Annotated in this window: 17 protein-coding genes; 6 read left to right on the forward strand and 11 right to left on the reverse strand. The window is 61.7% G+C overall.

Annotation, left to right across the window (positions count from 1 at the left end; genetic code table 11):
- Positions 1–17 precede the first annotated feature (17 nt).
- Positions 18–662, reverse strand: coding sequence for a nicotinate-nucleotide adenylyltransferase (gene nadD / locus AB4P90_RS25585; RefSeq protein WP_003194480.1), 645 nt, complete (start codon positions 660–662; stop codon positions 18–20).
- Positions 662–1,927: a glutamate-5-semialdehyde dehydrogenase gene (locus tag AB4P90_RS25590; RefSeq protein ID WP_014720087.1), complete on the reverse strand. Its 1,266-nt coding sequence runs from the start codon at positions 1,925–1,927 to the stop codon at positions 662–664. The genes nadD and AB4P90_RS25590 overlap by 1 nt, the downstream gene beginning before the upstream one ends.
- A 175-nt stretch (positions 1,928–2,102) precedes the next feature.
- Here AB4P90_RS25590 and AB4P90_RS25595 point away from each other — a divergent pair, with 175 nt between their 5' ends.
- Together AB4P90_RS25595 and AB4P90_RS25600 are read left to right on the forward strand one after the other, a co-directional pair.
- Positions 2,103–2,786 (forward strand): DNA-3-methyladenine glycosylase, encoded by a 684-nt coding sequence (locus tag AB4P90_RS25595; protein WP_056791930.1) that lies wholly within the window; start codon positions 2,103–2,105, stop codon positions 2,784–2,786.
- Positions 2,787–2,942: 156 nt separating this feature from the next.
- Positions 2,943–4,259 (forward strand): bifunctional DedA family/phosphatase PAP2 family protein, encoded by a 1,317-nt coding sequence (locus AB4P90_RS25600; protein WP_395605467.1) that lies wholly within the window; start codon positions 2,943–2,945, stop codon positions 4,257–4,259.
- On the opposite strand, the gene AB4P90_RS25605 is transcribed toward AB4P90_RS25600, so the two are convergent.
- The 4 genes from AB4P90_RS25605 to AB4P90_RS25620 form a co-directional block, all read right to left on the reverse strand.
- On the reverse strand, positions 4,253–4,468 hold the full coding sequence (locus AB4P90_RS25605; protein WP_019818751.1) for a hypothetical protein: 216 nt from the start codon (positions 4,466–4,468) through the stop codon (positions 4,253–4,255). The genes AB4P90_RS25600 and AB4P90_RS25605 overlap by 7 nt on opposite strands.
- Before the next feature lie 100 nt (positions 4,469–4,568).
- Complete coding sequence (locus tag AB4P90_RS25610) at positions 4,569–5,159, reverse strand: LON peptidase substrate-binding domain-containing protein (RefSeq protein WP_019818753.1); 591 nt, start codon at positions 5,157–5,159, stop codon at positions 4,569–4,571.
- Between the two features lie 21 nt (positions 5,160–5,180).
- Positions 5,181–5,897, reverse strand: a complete 717-nt coding sequence (locus AB4P90_RS25615) for an LrgB family protein (RefSeq protein ID WP_014720092.1) — start codon at positions 5,895–5,897, stop codon at positions 5,181–5,183.
- Positions 5,894–6,247, reverse strand: coding sequence for a CidA/LrgA family protein (locus AB4P90_RS25620; protein ID WP_014720093.1), 354 nt, complete (start codon positions 6,245–6,247; stop codon positions 5,894–5,896). Before AB4P90_RS25620 ends, AB4P90_RS25615 begins: the two co-directional genes overlap by 4 nt.
- Before the next feature lie 184 nt (positions 6,248–6,431).
- On the opposite strand from AB4P90_RS25620, the gene AB4P90_RS25625 reads away from it, so the two are divergent.
- From AB4P90_RS25625 to AB4P90_RS25635, 3 genes are all read left to right on the forward strand, one after another.
- The gene (locus AB4P90_RS25625; protein WP_014720094.1) at positions 6,432–6,887 is read left to right on the forward strand and encodes a MaoC family dehydratase; all 456 of its coding nucleotides are present in this window, start codon (positions 6,432–6,434) and stop codon (positions 6,885–6,887) included.
- A gap of 164 nt (positions 6,888–7,051) precedes the next feature.
- Positions 7,052–8,770, forward strand: a complete 1,719-nt coding sequence (locus AB4P90_RS25630; protein ID WP_019818759.1) for a C13 family peptidase — start codon at positions 7,052–7,054, stop codon at positions 8,768–8,770.
- Positions 8,771–8,799: 29 nt separating this feature from the next.
- Positions 8,800–9,441, forward strand: a complete 642-nt coding sequence (locus AB4P90_RS25635; protein ID WP_014720096.1) for an oxidoreductase — start codon at positions 8,800–8,802, stop codon at positions 9,439–9,441.
- Positions 9,442–9,584: 143 nt separating this feature from the next.
- Here the strand turns inward: AB4P90_RS25635 and AB4P90_RS25640 are convergent, their stop codons facing one another.
- The 4 genes from AB4P90_RS25640 to AB4P90_RS25655 form a co-directional block, all read right to left on the reverse strand.
- A complete protein-coding gene (locus AB4P90_RS25640; protein WP_122301361.1) occupies positions 9,585–9,869 on the reverse strand; it encodes a YceK/YidQ family lipoprotein in 285 nt (94 codons plus the stop codon).
- Positions 9,862–10,491, reverse strand: a complete 630-nt coding sequence (gene ubiX, locus AB4P90_RS25645; protein WP_003194503.1) for a flavin prenyltransferase UbiX — start codon at positions 10,489–10,491, stop codon at positions 9,862–9,864. Before ubiX ends, AB4P90_RS25640 begins: the two co-directional genes overlap by 8 nt.
- The gene (mpl, locus tag AB4P90_RS25650; RefSeq protein WP_020301976.1) at positions 10,488–11,837 is read right to left on the reverse strand and encodes a UDP-N-acetylmuramate:L-alanyl-gamma-D-glutamyl-meso-diaminopimelate ligase; all 1,350 of its coding nucleotides are present in this window, start codon (positions 11,835–11,837) and stop codon (positions 10,488–10,490) included. Before mpl ends, ubiX begins: the two co-directional genes overlap by 4 nt.
- Before the next feature lie 109 nt (positions 11,838–11,946).
- Positions 11,947–12,705, reverse strand: a complete 759-nt coding sequence (locus tag AB4P90_RS25655; RefSeq protein ID WP_234451985.1) for a hypothetical protein — start codon at positions 12,703–12,705, stop codon at positions 11,947–11,949.
- On the opposite strand from AB4P90_RS25655, the gene AB4P90_RS25660 reads away from it, so the two are divergent.
- Positions 12,692–12,976, forward strand: a complete 285-nt coding sequence (locus AB4P90_RS25660; RefSeq protein ID WP_177480889.1) for a hypothetical protein — start codon at positions 12,692–12,694, stop codon at positions 12,974–12,976. The two genes, AB4P90_RS25655 and AB4P90_RS25660, sit on opposite strands and share 14 nt — an antisense overlap.
- A gap of 345 nt (positions 12,977–13,321) precedes the next feature.
- On the opposite strand, the gene AB4P90_RS25665 is transcribed toward AB4P90_RS25660, so the two are convergent.
- Positions 13,322–15,232, reverse strand: coding sequence for a sigma-54-dependent Fis family transcriptional regulator (locus AB4P90_RS25665; protein ID WP_014720101.1), 1,911 nt, complete (start codon positions 15,230–15,232; stop codon positions 13,322–13,324).
- Positions 15,233–15,391: the final 159 nt, after the last annotated feature.

Consider the following 15,391-nt stretch of genomic DNA (forward strand, 5'->3'; position numbering starts at 1 on the left):
CGTTCAAGCGCGCCTTTTCAGTTCGACGCACGGTAAAGCCCGTGCGCATCGATGTAGGCCAGGACCGCGTCAGGCACCAGGAAACGTACCGACTTCCCGCTGGCCAGCAGTTGACGGATCTGGGTGGCGGACACCGCAAGCGGGGTCTGCCAGACGAATGCAATATTCCCGTTCGGCCCGGTCAGGGCCAAGGGGTCACTTACCGACCGCGCGGCCAGCAGGTTGCGCAAGGCATCCGGCGGTTCGCTGTCGGCATCCGGGCGTTGCAAAACCAGGATGTGGCAATGCTGGAGGAGTTCCTCCCAGCGGTGCCAAGAGGGCAGGCCGCAAAATGCGTCCCAGCCCAAAAGCAGAAACAGTGGGTCATCTGCGGCCAATTCGGCGCGCATCAGCTCCAGGGTGTCGATAGTGTAGGACGGTTTATCGCGCTTGAGTTCGCGATCGTCCACCACCAGCGGCGATATACCTTCTACGGCAACACGCACCATTTCCAGGCGTTGTTCTGCGGCCACCTGCGGCGTGTCGCGATGGGGCGGCCGAAAATTGGGCAGCAGGCGCAGCTCATCCAGCGCAAGGGCATCCGCAACTTCCAGGGCACTGCGCAAATGGCCGATGTGCACGGGGTCGAAAGTACCGCCGAGCAGCCCGATGCGTTTAGTCATCAAGTGCGCACATGACCGTCGCCAAACACCACGTACTTCTCGCTGGTCAGCCCTTCGAGGCCCACCGGGCCGCGTGCGTGGAGCTTGTCGGTGGAAATACCGATCTCCGCCCCCAGGCCGTACTCGAAGCCGTCGGCAAAACGCGTCGAGGCGTTGACCATCACCGAAGCGGAATCCACTTCGTTGAGGAAACGCCGGGCATCGCTGAAATGCTCTGAAACGATGGCGTCGGTGTGCTTGGAGCCATAGGTATTGATGTGTTCGATGGCCTGGTCCAGGTCGTCGACGATGCGGATCGACAGGATCGGGGCCGTGTACTCGGTGTACCAGTCCTGCTCGGTCGCCTCGATGACGTCCGCGCCCAGCAGCGCACGGGTGCGCTCGCAACCGCGCAGTTCTACCGACTTGTCACGGTAGATGGCGGCCAGCGGCGGCAGCACGCGCTCGGCAATGCCGACGTGCACCAGCAGGGTTTCCATGGTGTTGCACGGCGCGTAGCGGTGAGTCTTGGCGTTGTCGGCAATGCGGATCGCCTTGTCGAGGTCGGCGGCGATGTCGATGAACACATGGCAGACGCCGTCCAGGTGCTTGATAACTGGCACCTTGGCATCGCGGCTGACGCGCTCGATCAGGCTCTTGCCACCACGAGGCACAATCACGTCGACGAATTCCGGCATGGTAATCAGCGCGCCCACGGCAGCACGGTCGGTGGTTTCCACCACTTGCACCACTTCGGCTGGCAACTCGGCCACGGCCAAGCCCTGCTGGATGCAGGCGGCGATGGCGCGGTTGGAGTTGATCGCCTCGGAACCGCCACGCAGGATGGTAGCGTTGCCTGACTTGAGGCACAGGCTCGCGGCGTCGATGGTCACGTTCGGGCGCGACTCATAGATAATGCCGATCACGCCCAGGGGCACGCGCATCTTGCCCACCTGGATGCCGGACGGCAGGTAACGCATGTCGCGAATTTCACCGATGGGGTCAGGCAGCTTGGCCACCTGACGCAGGCCTTCGATCATGTCGTCGATACGTACCGGGGTCAGCGCCAGGCGGTCCAGCAAGGCTGGCTCCAGGCCATTAGCGCGCCCATTGGCCAGGTCCAGTTCGTTGGCGGCGGTCAGCTCGGAGCGCGAAGCATCCAGAGCATCGGCAGCCGCCAGCAGCGCACGGTTCTTCTGCGCGGTGCTCGCACGGGCGATCAACCGCGAGGCCTGCCGGGCAGCGCGACCCAGGCGGGTCATGTAGTCAAGAACGGACTCAGTCATGGTCAGGGAGTCTTGGCAAAGAGGAAAGCGGCAGATTATAGCTGTGACGCCGCCCGACTGACAGCGGTGAGGGGCGGATGGTCGAAATGAACTGTAAAAACCCCAGGTTCAGGCGTAATTAAGCTGAGAGTTGTTATGATTCGGTCACATTTAGCCGTATCAACCCTTGACCGCCATGCCCGATTTTTCGCCCCAACTTCCCGCCAGCCCCCTGCCCGATAGCTTCTTCGACCGCGATGCCCAACTGCTTGCGCGCGAATTACTCGGAAAAGTCATTCGTCATCGTGTGGGCGATCTCTGGCTTTCGGCGCGAATTATTGAAACCGAAGCCTATTACGTGGCCGAAAAAGGCAGCCACGCCTCACTCGGCTACACAGAAAAGCGTAAGGCTTTGTTTCTGGATGGTGGCCATATCTACATGTACTACGCCCGTGGCGGTGATTCGTTGAACTTCAGCGCTCACGGCCCGGGCAATGCCGTGCTGATCAAATCGGCCTATCCCTGGGTCGACGACATTTCCGGCGCGGCGAGCCTGGCGCAGATGCTGTTGAACAACCCCAACCCCGATGGCAGCCCACGCCCCTCGCAGAAACTCTGTGCGGGCCAGACGCTGCTGTGCAAGGCCCTGGGCCTGAAAGTGCCGATGTGGGACGCCAAGCGCTTCGATCAGGAACTGCTGTATGTCGAAGACGTGGGCCAGGTGCCCACGCAGATTATCCAGACCACACGCCTGGGCATCCCCAGTGGGCGCGATGAACACTTGATGTACCGCTTCGTCGATGCTGGCTATGCGCCTTATTGCACGCGGAACCCGCTGCGTCGGGGCCAGGTCGAAGGCCGAGATTATTTTTTGATTTAACGCGCGACACATCCCATGTGGGAGCTGGCTTGCCTGCGATAGCAGTGGGCCAGGCAACTTCAATGCTGGCCATGCCGCAGCCATCGCAGGCAAGCCAGCTCCCACAGTTGAATTTCACCGCCTCAAATTCTGTTTTGTATGCATGGAGTGGATTGTATGGGCCAATGGCTCGATAGCATCACCGGCTGGTTGACCCTCAACCCACAATGGCTGGCAGCGGCGGTGTTTATTGTCGCGTGTGTGGAGTGTCTGGCGATTGCCGGGTTGATCGTGCCAGGCACGGTATTGCTGTTTGCAATCGCTGCGCTGGCTGGCAGCGGTGCGCTGTCGCTGAGTGAAACCCTGCTGCTGGGCTTCCTCGGTGGCTTATTGGGCGACGGCGTTTCCTATTACCTGGGCCGCCATTTCCATCAGAACATCCGGCGCCTGCCCGGCCTGCGCCAGCATCCTGAATGGATGAACGGCGCAGAAACCTACTTCCACAAGTACGGAATCGCCAGCCTGTTGGTCGGGCGTTTCATCGGCCCATTGCGTCCCATGCTGCCCATGGTCGCCGGCATGTGCGACATGCCCTTCCCGCGCTTTGCCGTTGTGAGCATCATTGCCGCAGCGGGTTGGACCGTGGCCTATCTGCTGCCGGGCTGGGCTGCCGGCGCCGCGTTCCGCCTGCCGTTGCCGGAAGGCTTCTGGCCGGAAGCGGCGATTATCGCGGCGTGCCTGGCGGTGCTGCTGGGGCTGAGTTTGAACAGCAGTTGGCGCGGGCATCGGCGCGCCACCTTGTGGATCGGTTGCGCCAGCCTGGTGTTGTTGATCGCGTTGTTTATCGGCTACCCCCATCTCAATGACTTCGACCAGGGCCTGAGCGCACTGGTGCAGGAACATCGCAGCCCGTGGCTGGACGAAGTGATGGTACGGGTCACCCAACTGGGCGAGTTCAAGAAGATGTTTTTCGCCAGCGCGGTGTTCACTGGCCTGTTGCTGTTGGCACGGCAGTGGCGCCACGCGGTGTTTGTCGGCGCCACTCTCGCTGGCGCGGCAGTGATCAACACTGGCACCAAGCTGTTTTTCGCCCGTGGCCGCCCGGAAATCCTCACAGACCCGCTGACCAGCTTCAGCATGCCCAGTGGCCATGCCTCCGGTGCCTTTGCCTTCTTCCTGGCGCTCGCGGTATTGGCCGGTCGCGGTCAACCCACGCGGCTGCGCCTGACCTGGATGCTGCTGGGCTGCATTCCGGCGGCGTTCATTGCTTTGTCACGGGTGTACCTGGGCGCCCACTGGCCGACGGACATCCTGGCCGGCACGTTGCTGGCGATGACCGTGTGTGCGTTCAGCCTGACGGCCATCCAGTACCGCAGCCCATTGCCAGCCATGTCGCAAAAAGCCTGGTGGCTGGTGCTGCCCGCCGTGGTGGCCGTGCTCGGTTTTATCGCCTTTACCGGCACGCCCCACGCCCTGCTCAGGTACGCCTACTGACCCTTGGCCGGGCCGATCCAGTCCACGGAGGCGCTGCGCCGTTCAACGCAACGTTCGCGGCGCTCCAGTAACATCTCATCAGCCACTTCGGCGGCGCGCTCGGCAATGTACTCCGCGCCCCGCGTGGCTTGCTGCTGGAGTAATTGCGTGGTCACGCTGACAAAATAAGCGTCCCACGCCACTTGTTCCGAGGGTGTCAGCCGAATCATGGTTCTCTCCGATCATTGTTGTGTGATCGGAAAATAGTGCAGGCGACACCGTGGAGACGACCGAGCAAAGTCTGAAAGCGCTGTCAGGCAAATCCGAACCTCAGGTGAACAGCTCGCCCTGCAGTTCATCGAGCAACATCTGGATCGCATCCAGCCGTTGCTGTGGGTCGTCCAGTTGCAGCAAGTCGATCTTGTCGGCTTCGGTAAACGGCAACAGATAGGCCAATTGATTGCCCAGGGCTTGCTGGCCTTCGGCGTGGCCGCCCATGTCCAGCGAGGCCACCATCGGGTGCTCGGCCAGGGCCTCAAGCAACGCCAGCAAGTCGGCGTCCTCTTCGCCCAGCGGCGCGTCGGGCAACTCTTGCAACCATTGCACTTGGGCCACCAGCAATTGGTCCTTCTGCACGTCGGCCTCACGCACGCGGAATCGACGGCCACCTTCGACGCGAATGCCCAGCAGGCCGTTATCCTGCTGCTTGAAGTCACGAATCAGCGCTTCACAACCGACAAGCGCATAGCCGTCAGGGGCCGCGCCCACCTCTGAGCCATCCAGGATGCACACCACACCAAAGCCTTCGCCCTTTTTCATGCAACGGCCGATCATGTCCAGGTAGCGCGCCTCAAATATCTGCAAGTCGAGGATGCAGCCCGGGAACAGCACAGTGTTGAGGGGGAATAGCGCCAGACTCATAACGGCTTCCTTAAACCTGGGTTAAACAATGACCGACACCGCCAACGGTAGGAACACCGCCGTGGCCACGCCCATCAAACTCATGGCCAGCGCCGCGAAGGCGCCGCATTCTTCGCTTTCCTGCAGGGCCACCGAAGTGCCGACGGCGTGGGCGGTCATGCCCAAAGCCATGCCGCGCGCTTCGGGGCTGCGCACTCCCAGCCGTGACAAGAGCGCTGGGCCGATCATCGCGCCGACCACCCCAGTGATCAACACGAACACCGCCGCCAAGGCCGCTACGCCGCCGATCTGCTCGGCCACCAGCATGGCAATCGGCGAGGTCACCGACTTGGGCGCCATGGTCATCAGCACCCGGTGTTCAGCCCCGAACCACCACCCCAACGCCACACAAAGACCAGTGGCCAATACCCCGCCTACCACCAGCGTAGTAAAAATCGGCCAGAACAATTGGCGAATCCGTCGCAGGTTCAGATAAAGCGGCACCGCCAGGGCCACGGTCGCAGGCCCCAGCAGGATGCCCATGATCTCGGTGCTCTCGCGGTATTCGGCGTAGCTCAGCCCGCAGGTGAGCAGCACGCCGATCACCAGCAACATCGACACCAGCACCGGCTGCAGGAAGATCCAGCGGGTTTTCTCGAACCCCGCCAGCACCAGCTGATAGGCGCCCAGGGTGATACCGATACCGAACAACGGGTGATGAATGACCGCCGTCCAGGCGCCCTGCCAGTCGAGGATCATTGGTCCTTCTCCTTGCGCTTGACCATCTGCTGCATCAGCACGCCGACAAAGCCCATGGCAACCACCAGCGACAGCACCAACGCCCCGACGATGGCCCAAAAATCCGCCACAATGTCCTTGGCGTACACCATTACCCCCACGGCCGGCGGCACCAGCAGCAGCGGCAGGTAACGCAACAGGCTGCCGGCAGCCAGGCTCAGGGGCTCGCCGACTTCACCGCGCCAGACCAGAAAGCCCAGCATCAGCAACAAGCCGATGATTGGCCCAGGCAGCACCGGCACCAGCAAATGATTGATCGCGGTGCCGATCAGTTGAAACAGCACCAGCCAGGTCAGGCCACGTAACAGCATCCCGCTCTCTCCCCCTCAAATCCCGCGCGCATTATAAGCACGCCCGCCCTATGCTCCGGCATTCGCCAAAAGCATGTTGGGTTGACCGGGCTGATTGCCCGTGATGATCTACAGTGGTTCTCTGCAACCAAAAAAAACGCCCCTTATCAACGGGCACATAAGTGATGAACCAAGGAGAGACGCAATGCCCTATGTACCCGTAGCGCAGCTCAAAGATTACGTCGGCAAGGAACTGGGACGTTCCGAATGGCTCACCATCGACCAGGCACGTATCAACCTCTTCGCGGAAGCCACCGGCGATCATCAGTTCATCCACGTCGACCCGATCAAGGCGGCGCAAACCCCGTTCGGCAGCACCATTGCCCATGGGTTCCTGTCGCTGTCGCTGATGCCCAAGTTGATGGAAGACATCCTGATCATGCCCGAAGGCTTGAAAATGGCCGTCAACTACGGCCTGGACAGCGTGCGCTTTATCCAGCCGGTGAAGGTGAACTCCAAGGTGCGCCTGAACGTCACCCTCACTGACGTCACCGAGAAAAAGCCGGGCCAATGGCTGTTCAAGGCGACGGCCACCCTGGAAATCGAAGGCCAGGAGAAGCCGGCCTACATTGCCGAGTCGCTGTCACTCTGCTTCGTATAATCACCACACCTTCCTCTGTAGGAGCGAGCTTGCTGAATAAATGCGGTGCCTGTGAGTTTTTCGCGGGCAAGCCCGCTCCTACAGGTGGTAGATCCTGCGCATAGACCACTAGGTTCGGCACCCCGGCTACGGCATACTCGGCGCTCAATTATCCGGATCCCGCTATGCGCCCACTCGCTCCCCTTGCCCTTGCCCTGTTGCTCACCGCTTGCGGAGACGGCGAATCGCTGTTGCCGCCCGATGCGCGCCTGCCCGATGGCGGCCGCTACCGTGGCGATGTGGTCAACGGTTTGCTGCAAGGCCAAGGCCGTGTGGACTACCCCAATGGCAGTTGGTACGCCGGCCAGTTCGACAAAGGCCAGTGGCACGGCCAGGGCGAATGGCATGGCAGCAATGGCGAAGTCTATAAAGGCGAATTCAAGCAGGGCCTGTTTGATGGCCAGGGCAGCCTGACCACGTCGGGCAGCAGCTACGTGGGCGGCTTCAAGAATGGTCGACGCAACGGCGAAGGCACCCTCAAAGAGGGGCAGATGACCTATCGCGGCGAATTCCAGGACGACCAGTATTCAGGCCTCGGCCGCCTGGAACTGGCCGACGGCAGCCAGTATCAGGGCCAGTTCGCCCACGGCAAGCCCAATGGCGAAGGCCAGCGCAATGACGACAGCGGCAACCAGTTCAGCGGCCGCTTTGTCGATGGCCAACTGGAAGGCAATGGCACCTTTAATAGCGCCGAGGGCGATATCTATGTCGGCCAATTCAAGCAGAACCAGCTCAACGGTAAAGGCCGCTACGAGAACGCCGACGGCGATGTATGGATCGGCCAGTTCAAGGAGGGCGCGCTGACCGGCAAAGGCGAACTGATCGGGGTTGATGGCAGCCACTACGTCGGCCAGTTCAGTGACTGGCGCTTTACCGGCGAAGGGCGTCTGAACCTCACTGATGGCAGTTTCTATATCGGTGGCTTTGACAGTGACAACTATCAAGGCCGTGGCACCCTGGTCCTCACCGACGGCACCGTGCAGTCCGGCACCTGGGTCAATGGCCTGCGCGTACGCGACGCCGAGGGCAAGCTGCTGCCCGACCCACTGGAGACCGGCATACTGGCCCAAGGCCGCTTGCTTGATGACGCCCTGGCGACCGTGCCCGCGTCCACCCCGGCGGTGGAGCTGTACACCCTGGTGCTGGCCGGTGACGGCAAACAAAGCGTGTTCCTGCGCGAAGCCGATTACGTCAGCAACCTGCTCGCCACCCGCTTCGGCGCGCGCGGGCAAGTGCGCCTGGTCAACCACCGCGACCATATCGCCGACCGCCCCCTGGCCACCCGCGAAAGCCTGCGCCGCTCGGTACAAACCCTGGCCGAACGGACCGGGCCGGAAGACCTGGTGTTCATTTACCTGACCAGCCATGGCACCCATGAGCATGAGCTGGTGCTTGACCAACCGCGCATGGAACTGGCCGACCTGCCCGCCGACGAGCTGGCCGCCGTGCTCGCACCGCTGAAAAACCGCGACAAGGTCATCGTGATCTCCGCATGTTATTCCGGCGGCTTCATACCGGCGCTCAAAGATGAGCGCACCCTGATCATGACCGCCTCCCGCGCGGACCGCGTGTCGTTCGGCTGCTCGGAAGAAGCAGACTTCACCTACTTCGGTGATGCGCTTTTCGCACAGGCTTTCAACCAAACGGATGATTTGCAACACGCCTTCAAACTGGCACAACTGCACGTGGCCGAACGCGAACAGGCGGACAATTTCGAAGCCTCCGAACCGCAGATCTGGGCGCCTAAGGGCGTGATCGCCCATTGGCAATTATTACGTAAACAGCAGGCACGAAAGGCGCTCGAAAGCGTCTCAATGAATAGCAAGGAAGCCAAAGGCAACTAAGCTGTAACGTGTAACAAGGGGGAAACACCATGTACCTGACACCGCAGCATATCTTGCTGGCCGGGGCCTCCGGCCTCACTGGCGAACACCTGCTCGACCGCCTGCTCAACGAACCTACCGTGACCCGCGTGCTGGCACCCAGCCGCAAACCATTGGCTGAACATCCACGCCTGGAAAACCCGGTAGGCGACCCGGCGGTGTTCCTGCCGCAACTGAGCGGCCGCGTGGATATTGCCTTCTGCTGCCTGGGCACCACGATTAAAAAGGCCGGCTCGGAAGCGGCGTTCCGTGCGGTCGACCTGGACATGGTAGTGGCCTTCGCCAAACGCGCACGGGAACTGGGCGCGCGGCATCTGATCGTGATCAGTGCGATTGGCGCCGACCCGAAATCCTCGGTGTTCTACAACCGGGTCAAAGGGGAAATGGAACTGGCGCTCCGAGCGCAAGACTGGCCGCAGTTGACCATCGTACGTCCCTCGCTGCTGCTGGGTGAGCGACTGGAACCGCGCCTTGCCGAACAGTTGGCCGGCCCGCTGTCACGGCTTATCCCGGGCAAGTACCACGGTATTGAAGTCTGCGAACTGGCCCGCGCCATGTGGCGCCTGGCGCTGGAAGAACAGGATGGCGTGCGGGTGGTGGAGTCGGACGAGTTGCGCAAACTCGGCAAGTGATGATGCAGGGCTGGTACTGATCGTTCCCACGCTCTGCGTGGTAACGCCGGTTATGACGCTCTGCGTCATGCTTGGGACGCGGAGCGTCCCCGACTGCATTCCCACGCGGAGCGTGGGAACGATCCACCCAGGTAGCCCTTATCTTACAGCCCGCCCGTGGCGTTGAAGCCAACCCCCAGCACCGTCAGCACCGACAGTGGCAACAACAAGGTATCGAGCAACGCACTGGCCGGCAGGTCGAGATGGGGAGAGCTCGGGGCCTCGGCACCAAAGCGATCCTTGGCGCAACAACCGCCATTGATCGCATACAGGTCCAGGCGCGTGCCCGCATACACCACCGGGGCGCCCGGTTGCGCCGCGTCCAGCGTGCGCGCGGTGGCACAGCCGGTGAGTTGCAGCGCCATCAAGAGCAGCAGTGCTTTATTCATCGCCGCCCAAGTGGTGCTCACCCCAACGTGGCAGCATGTCCTGGGGAATGTTCAACAGGTTGAGAATGCGCGCCACCACAAAGTCCACCAGGTCATCGATGGTCTGTGGCTGGTGATAGAAGCCTGGCGACGCGGGCAGGATGGTCACGCCCATGTTCGACAACTTGAGCATGTGCTCCAGGTGAATGCTCGAATACGGCGCTTCGCGCGGCACCAGGATCAATTGGCGGCGCTCCTTTAAGGTCACGTCCGCCGCCCGTTCGATCAGGTTGTTGCAGGCGCCCGTGGCAATCGCCGACAAGGTGCCGGTGGAACAAGGCACCACCACCATCGCCGCTGGCGCACCGGAGCCTGAAGCCACCGGCGACATCCAGTCCTCTTTGCCATAGACCTTGATCTGCCCCGCCGCCGCACCGGTGTACTCGGTAAGGAACGCCTGCATCGTCTGCACCTTGGACGGCAGCGCGACATCGGTCTCGGTCGCCAGCACCAACTGCGCCGCCTTGGAGATCAGAAAATGCACCTCACGGTCTTCACGTACCAGGCAATCGAGCAGGCGCAGGCCATAGGGCGCACCGGATGCGCCGGTCATCGCCAGGGTAATGCGTTCCGGCCCGCTCATTTCAGTGCCTCGGCCAGCTTGCCGTGCAGGCCGCCGAAGCCGCCGTTGCTCATGACCACCACGTGGGTGCCGGCCTGGGCCAAGGACTTCACATGCTCAATGATGCCTTCCAACGAATCGCAGACTGTGGAGGGCACGGTGCATAGCGCAGCAATCGCGGGCAAATCCCAGCCAAGGTTGGCCGGTGCATACCACACCACCTGGTCGGCATCGTTGACGCTCTCGGGCAGGCCATCACGGTGCGCGCCCAGCTTCATGGAGTTGGAACGCGGCTCGACGATGGCAATGATCTGCGCATCGCCGACGCGCTTGCGCAGACCATCCAGGGTGGTGGCAATTGCGGTCGGGTGGTGGGCAAAGTCGTCGTAGATGGTAATTCCATTTACTTCAGCGACTTTCTCCATGCGCCGCTTCACACTCTTGAACGCGCTCAAGGCGGCAATGCCCATGGCTGGTACCACGCCAACATGCCGAGCGGCAGCCAGGCTCACCAAAGCGTTGGCCACGTTGTGTTGGCCGGTCATGCCCCAATCGACGATGCCTTGGGGTTGGCCTTCGAACAGCACTTCAAACCGTGAACCATCTTCGCTGAGCAACCTGGCCTGCCACTGCCCACCCGCGCCGGTGGTTTGCACCGGGGTCCAGCAGCCCATGTCGATCACACGCTGCAACGCAGGCTCGGTGGTGGGATGAATGACCAGGCCTTCGCTGGGAATGGTGCGCACTAAGTGGTGGAACTGCCGCTCAATCGCCGGCAGATCGGGGAAGATATCCGCGTGATCAAACTCAAGGTTATTCAGGATCGCCGTGCGTGGGCGGTAATGGACGAACTTGGAGCGCTTGTCGAAAAAGGCGCTGTCGTACTCATCGGCCTCGATCACAAAAAACGGTGTCTCACCCAGGCGCGCCGATACCGAGAAGTTCTGCGGCACGCCGCCAATCAGGAACCCCGGGCTCATGCCCGCATGCTCCAGCACCCAGGCGAGCATGCTGCTGGTGGTGGTCTTGCCGTGAGTGCCTGCCACTGCCAGGACCCAACGGCCTTGCAGCACATGGTCGGCCAGCCACTGGGGGCCGGAGACGTAAGGCAAGCCTTTGTTCAGTACGTATTCCACCGCCGGATTGCCGCGCGACATGGCGTTGCCGATCACGACCAGGTCCGGCACCGGGTCGAATTGCGCGGGGTCGTAACCTTGGGTCAGCTCAATCCCTTGCGCCTGTAGCTGCGTGCTCATGGGGGGATAAACATTGGCATCGGAGCCAGTTACATGATGGCCCAGCTCCTTGGCCAGAACCGCCATCGAACCCATGAACGTACCGCAGATACCCAGAATATGAATGTGCATAGTCGACCTCGTAAACATCGAGGCAGGTTAGCGTAGGGTGGGAAAGTTCGCACGCTTTAGCTGAGCGCGAAACGCCCGCCGGTAGGATCCGGCGGGCAAAAAGGCTGCCTTAAACGGAGGCCTCGGTTTTTTTGGCTTCCGCGTCTTTCAGGGTAATGATCCGGTCAGCCGCCTTTTCCAAGGCGCGATAACGGCGCTCTATCACGCCTAAGCGGCCCCCCGTGCCTGGGCCGGTTTCTGGTTCGAGGTGAGGTTTGAAAATAATGCCGTTATCCTCGGCCACTTGCTTCATATGGGTTTCCGAAATGCTCAGTAACTGCTCAAGGTTATCCAAGCGTGCCCCCCGCTCCTTTGGCCAGGCGTCGCCCATGGCAAGCCGGTCTTCAGTATTTCCCGACGCCAGCGTGATGATGACATTGGCAAATTCCAGCACCACTTTTTCTACCCGGTCCAGATGGCGCGTGGCCGAAGGCGTTGGCGTATCCGATGTGGTTGGCGCGGCTACTTGCGGTGTAGACGCGGGATCGGGCTTTGCAGTACCAGGCAAATGCGGCGGCGGCAATGGCGACGGTACATACTGGCCCTTGATCGCCTCTCCCGCGGCCACGGACCCGGCGTATGCGCCCACATTGATCGGCGCGCTGACGATGCCATTGACGCCCGCGTTGATGAACGCGTCCTTGATCGTCTTGCCTGTTGAAGGTGAGGTGGAAATAACCCCTGCCTTGACCAGCCTGTCGGCATCCAAAAGCCGCTGGGTGACATCGGCCACACTGATCTTGGGCGGTTCCACCGGCTTTACGGAGACAACCCCGCCACTGGTGGGCGTTTGAGGCCCCCTGGTCACTACGCCCTTGAGTTTATCCAAGGCCGACTGGCTTGAACTGGCTGCGGTCGAGCTGGTACCAGGGTTATTTCCACCCAGTGCGTTCTGCAGCCTGGTGGCAGTGGGATTGACCGGGGCGGGCGGCACCCTGGTCGATGGACCGGGGGACACGGACGCAGGCGACGGCACCTTGATCGATGGCGTGGGAGACACGGGCGCCGTGGGCCGGGTTGCGCCTCCAAATGGGAACCGCCGTCCGAAGAAGGAGATTCCACGCTTGTTGCGTACCTTCGGCGCTTGGTCGGCCTCCTGAGCAGAAGGCGGCGTGTCATGGTCAGGCTGAGGGGGGTCCATCGGTTCGCCCCAGCCCGTTATCGAGTGTTGCGGTGGGGAGGTGGGCGTAACATCAAGTTGAACAGGGAGTTGTGGCACAGGAGTCGTTATTGGACTTGTAATATTCATGTGTTGTCACCCTAGAAGTTTCAAACAGCGGTGTTTAAGGGCAATTAATGCTCTGCCCTTATTCCATCAGTGCTTAAAACAACGTGCCACGTTCCGGGACGACGTGAACGGGTAGAGCGATAAAAAACCTTAAATGACGTGGGACAAAAACGAGTCGTCCGCAATAACGGAGTTATTCCGACAACTGTCGCGCGCCCTAATGCATGGCGCCCCGTGAAATACCATGTTTGCGTAACTTGCGATACAGCGTATTGCGACTGACGCCCAACTGTTCCGCCACATGGCTCATATGCCAGCGCTGCTGCGCCAACGCATCGAGTAATGCCTGGCGCTCGGCGCTCTCCAGTGGCAAAGCGTACGGCGCATCCGCCCTTGCCCCTTGCGGCCGCGCCTGGCGAATCAGCGCCGGCAAGTCTTCAAGACCGACTCGCCCGCCCTCACAGAGTGCCACCACCGTGCGCAACACAGTACGCATCTGCCGCAGGTTGCCGGGCCAGTGGAATGCCAACAAGGCCTGGCGCGTCGACTCGTCGAGCATCACCTGCTCGGTGCCTGCTTCCTGCGCCAAGAGGAAATCCAACAGTTGCGACTTGTCACTGCGCTCGCGCAACGGCGGGAGGGCGACTTCCAAGCCGTTCAAGCGGTAATACAGGTCTTCACGAAAGCTGCCATCGGCCACCCGTTCCAGCAAATTGCGGTGCGTGGCGCTGATGATGCGCACGTTCACGGCTTGGGGTTCGCCGCCGATAGGCACCACCAGGCGATCCTCCAGCACCCTTAACAGGCGGGTTTGTAACGCCAGGGGCATGTCGCCGATTTCGTCGAGAAACAGCGTGCCACCATCGGCCTGTTGCAGCTTGCCGCGCATGCCTTCTTTAAGGGCGCCGGTGAAACTGCCGGCGCGATAGCCAAACAGTTCGCTCTCGATCAGGTTTTCTGGAATCGCCGCACAGTTCAGCGCGATAAAGGCCTTGTCGCCCCGCTGGCTGCCCTGATGCACGGCCTTGGCGAAGGCTTCTTTACCGCAGCCGGTTTCGCCGTTGATCAGCAAGGGCACATCGCGCTCGAACACTCGCGAGGCCTTGCGCAGCTCATTTTGCAACGCCGGGTCGCCCAGGCAGATACCCAATGGGCGTGACGCCTGTGGCTTGATGATAGGGGCCGGCGCACTGCGCGGCTGGCCTCGCAGCGCTGCGAATAAAGGCCGACCATCGCGGGTGCGCAGCGGCCAACTGGCCGTGGCATTTGCGCTGGCCCGCCCCAGCAACTGATCCAGGGAGCAGTCGAAAAACGCTTCCACCGGCTGGCCCACCAAGCCGCCGCGCAACTGCCCCAACAGGTTCAGGGCGCTCTGGTTGACCGCACAAATGTGCCCTTCGCCATCAAACGCCAGCAAGCCTTCGCTGAATAACCCGACCGACTCGGCCTGCAGGTGAAAACGCAACAGCCAGTGGTGTTCGAAGTGGCGCAGGAAGTAGCAACTTTCGATCATCTTGGCCGACAGGTTCACCAGCGCCATGGTGTGGAACTGGCTTTGGCGCGACACGGCTTCGCGGGCCGAGGACACATCCAGCACCGCCAGCAATTCACCATGAGGATCGAACACCGGGCTGGCCGAACAGGTCAGCCCGGTATGACGGCCGCGAAAATGCTCGTCACGGTGGATCGTCAACGACTGCCGCTCTACCAGGCAGGTGCCGATGCCGTTAGTGCCTTCGCAGGCTTCGCTCCAGTCAGCGCCCAACCATAAGCCGGCGCGCTCGAAAATCTTGCGCTCCGACGGCGCGGTGACACAGTTGAGGATCACCCCGCGCGCATCGGTGAGCAGCACCGCATGGCCGGCGCCGGAAAGTTGCTGGTGCAGGCTATTCATCTCGCTGCCGGCGATGTGCAGCACCTGGCGCAGGCGTTCGCGACTTTCCAGCAGGCGCCCGTGTTCAAGCACGGTAGGCGCGATGGTCAGCGCCGGGTCGAGGTGGTAGTCCTCCACGCAGCGCAGCCAGGAGCGGGCGATGGACGGGTCGCTGCCCGGCCCCTGGGAAAGCTCTTGGCCACGGGTGACGGTCAGGACTTGCTGGGCATGGCGGCTGAAATGATCGTTATGCATGTTCTTATTATTCTCCCTGCGTGAGAACGCCCAGCATCCCCCAGCCATTGGGCCTTTGCAATCCCGGCCCGACCCACCGGTCACAGGCTGTACCGCTTATGGCACAAACTGTCACCACGCCTGTACCACACCTGTCACGGCACCGCCTTGCGACAAAGC

The organism is Pseudomonas sp. B16120, from assembly GCF_044218845.1.
Lineage (GTDB): Bacteria > Pseudomonadota > Gammaproteobacteria > Pseudomonadales > Pseudomonadaceae > Aquipseudomonas > Aquipseudomonas paracarnis.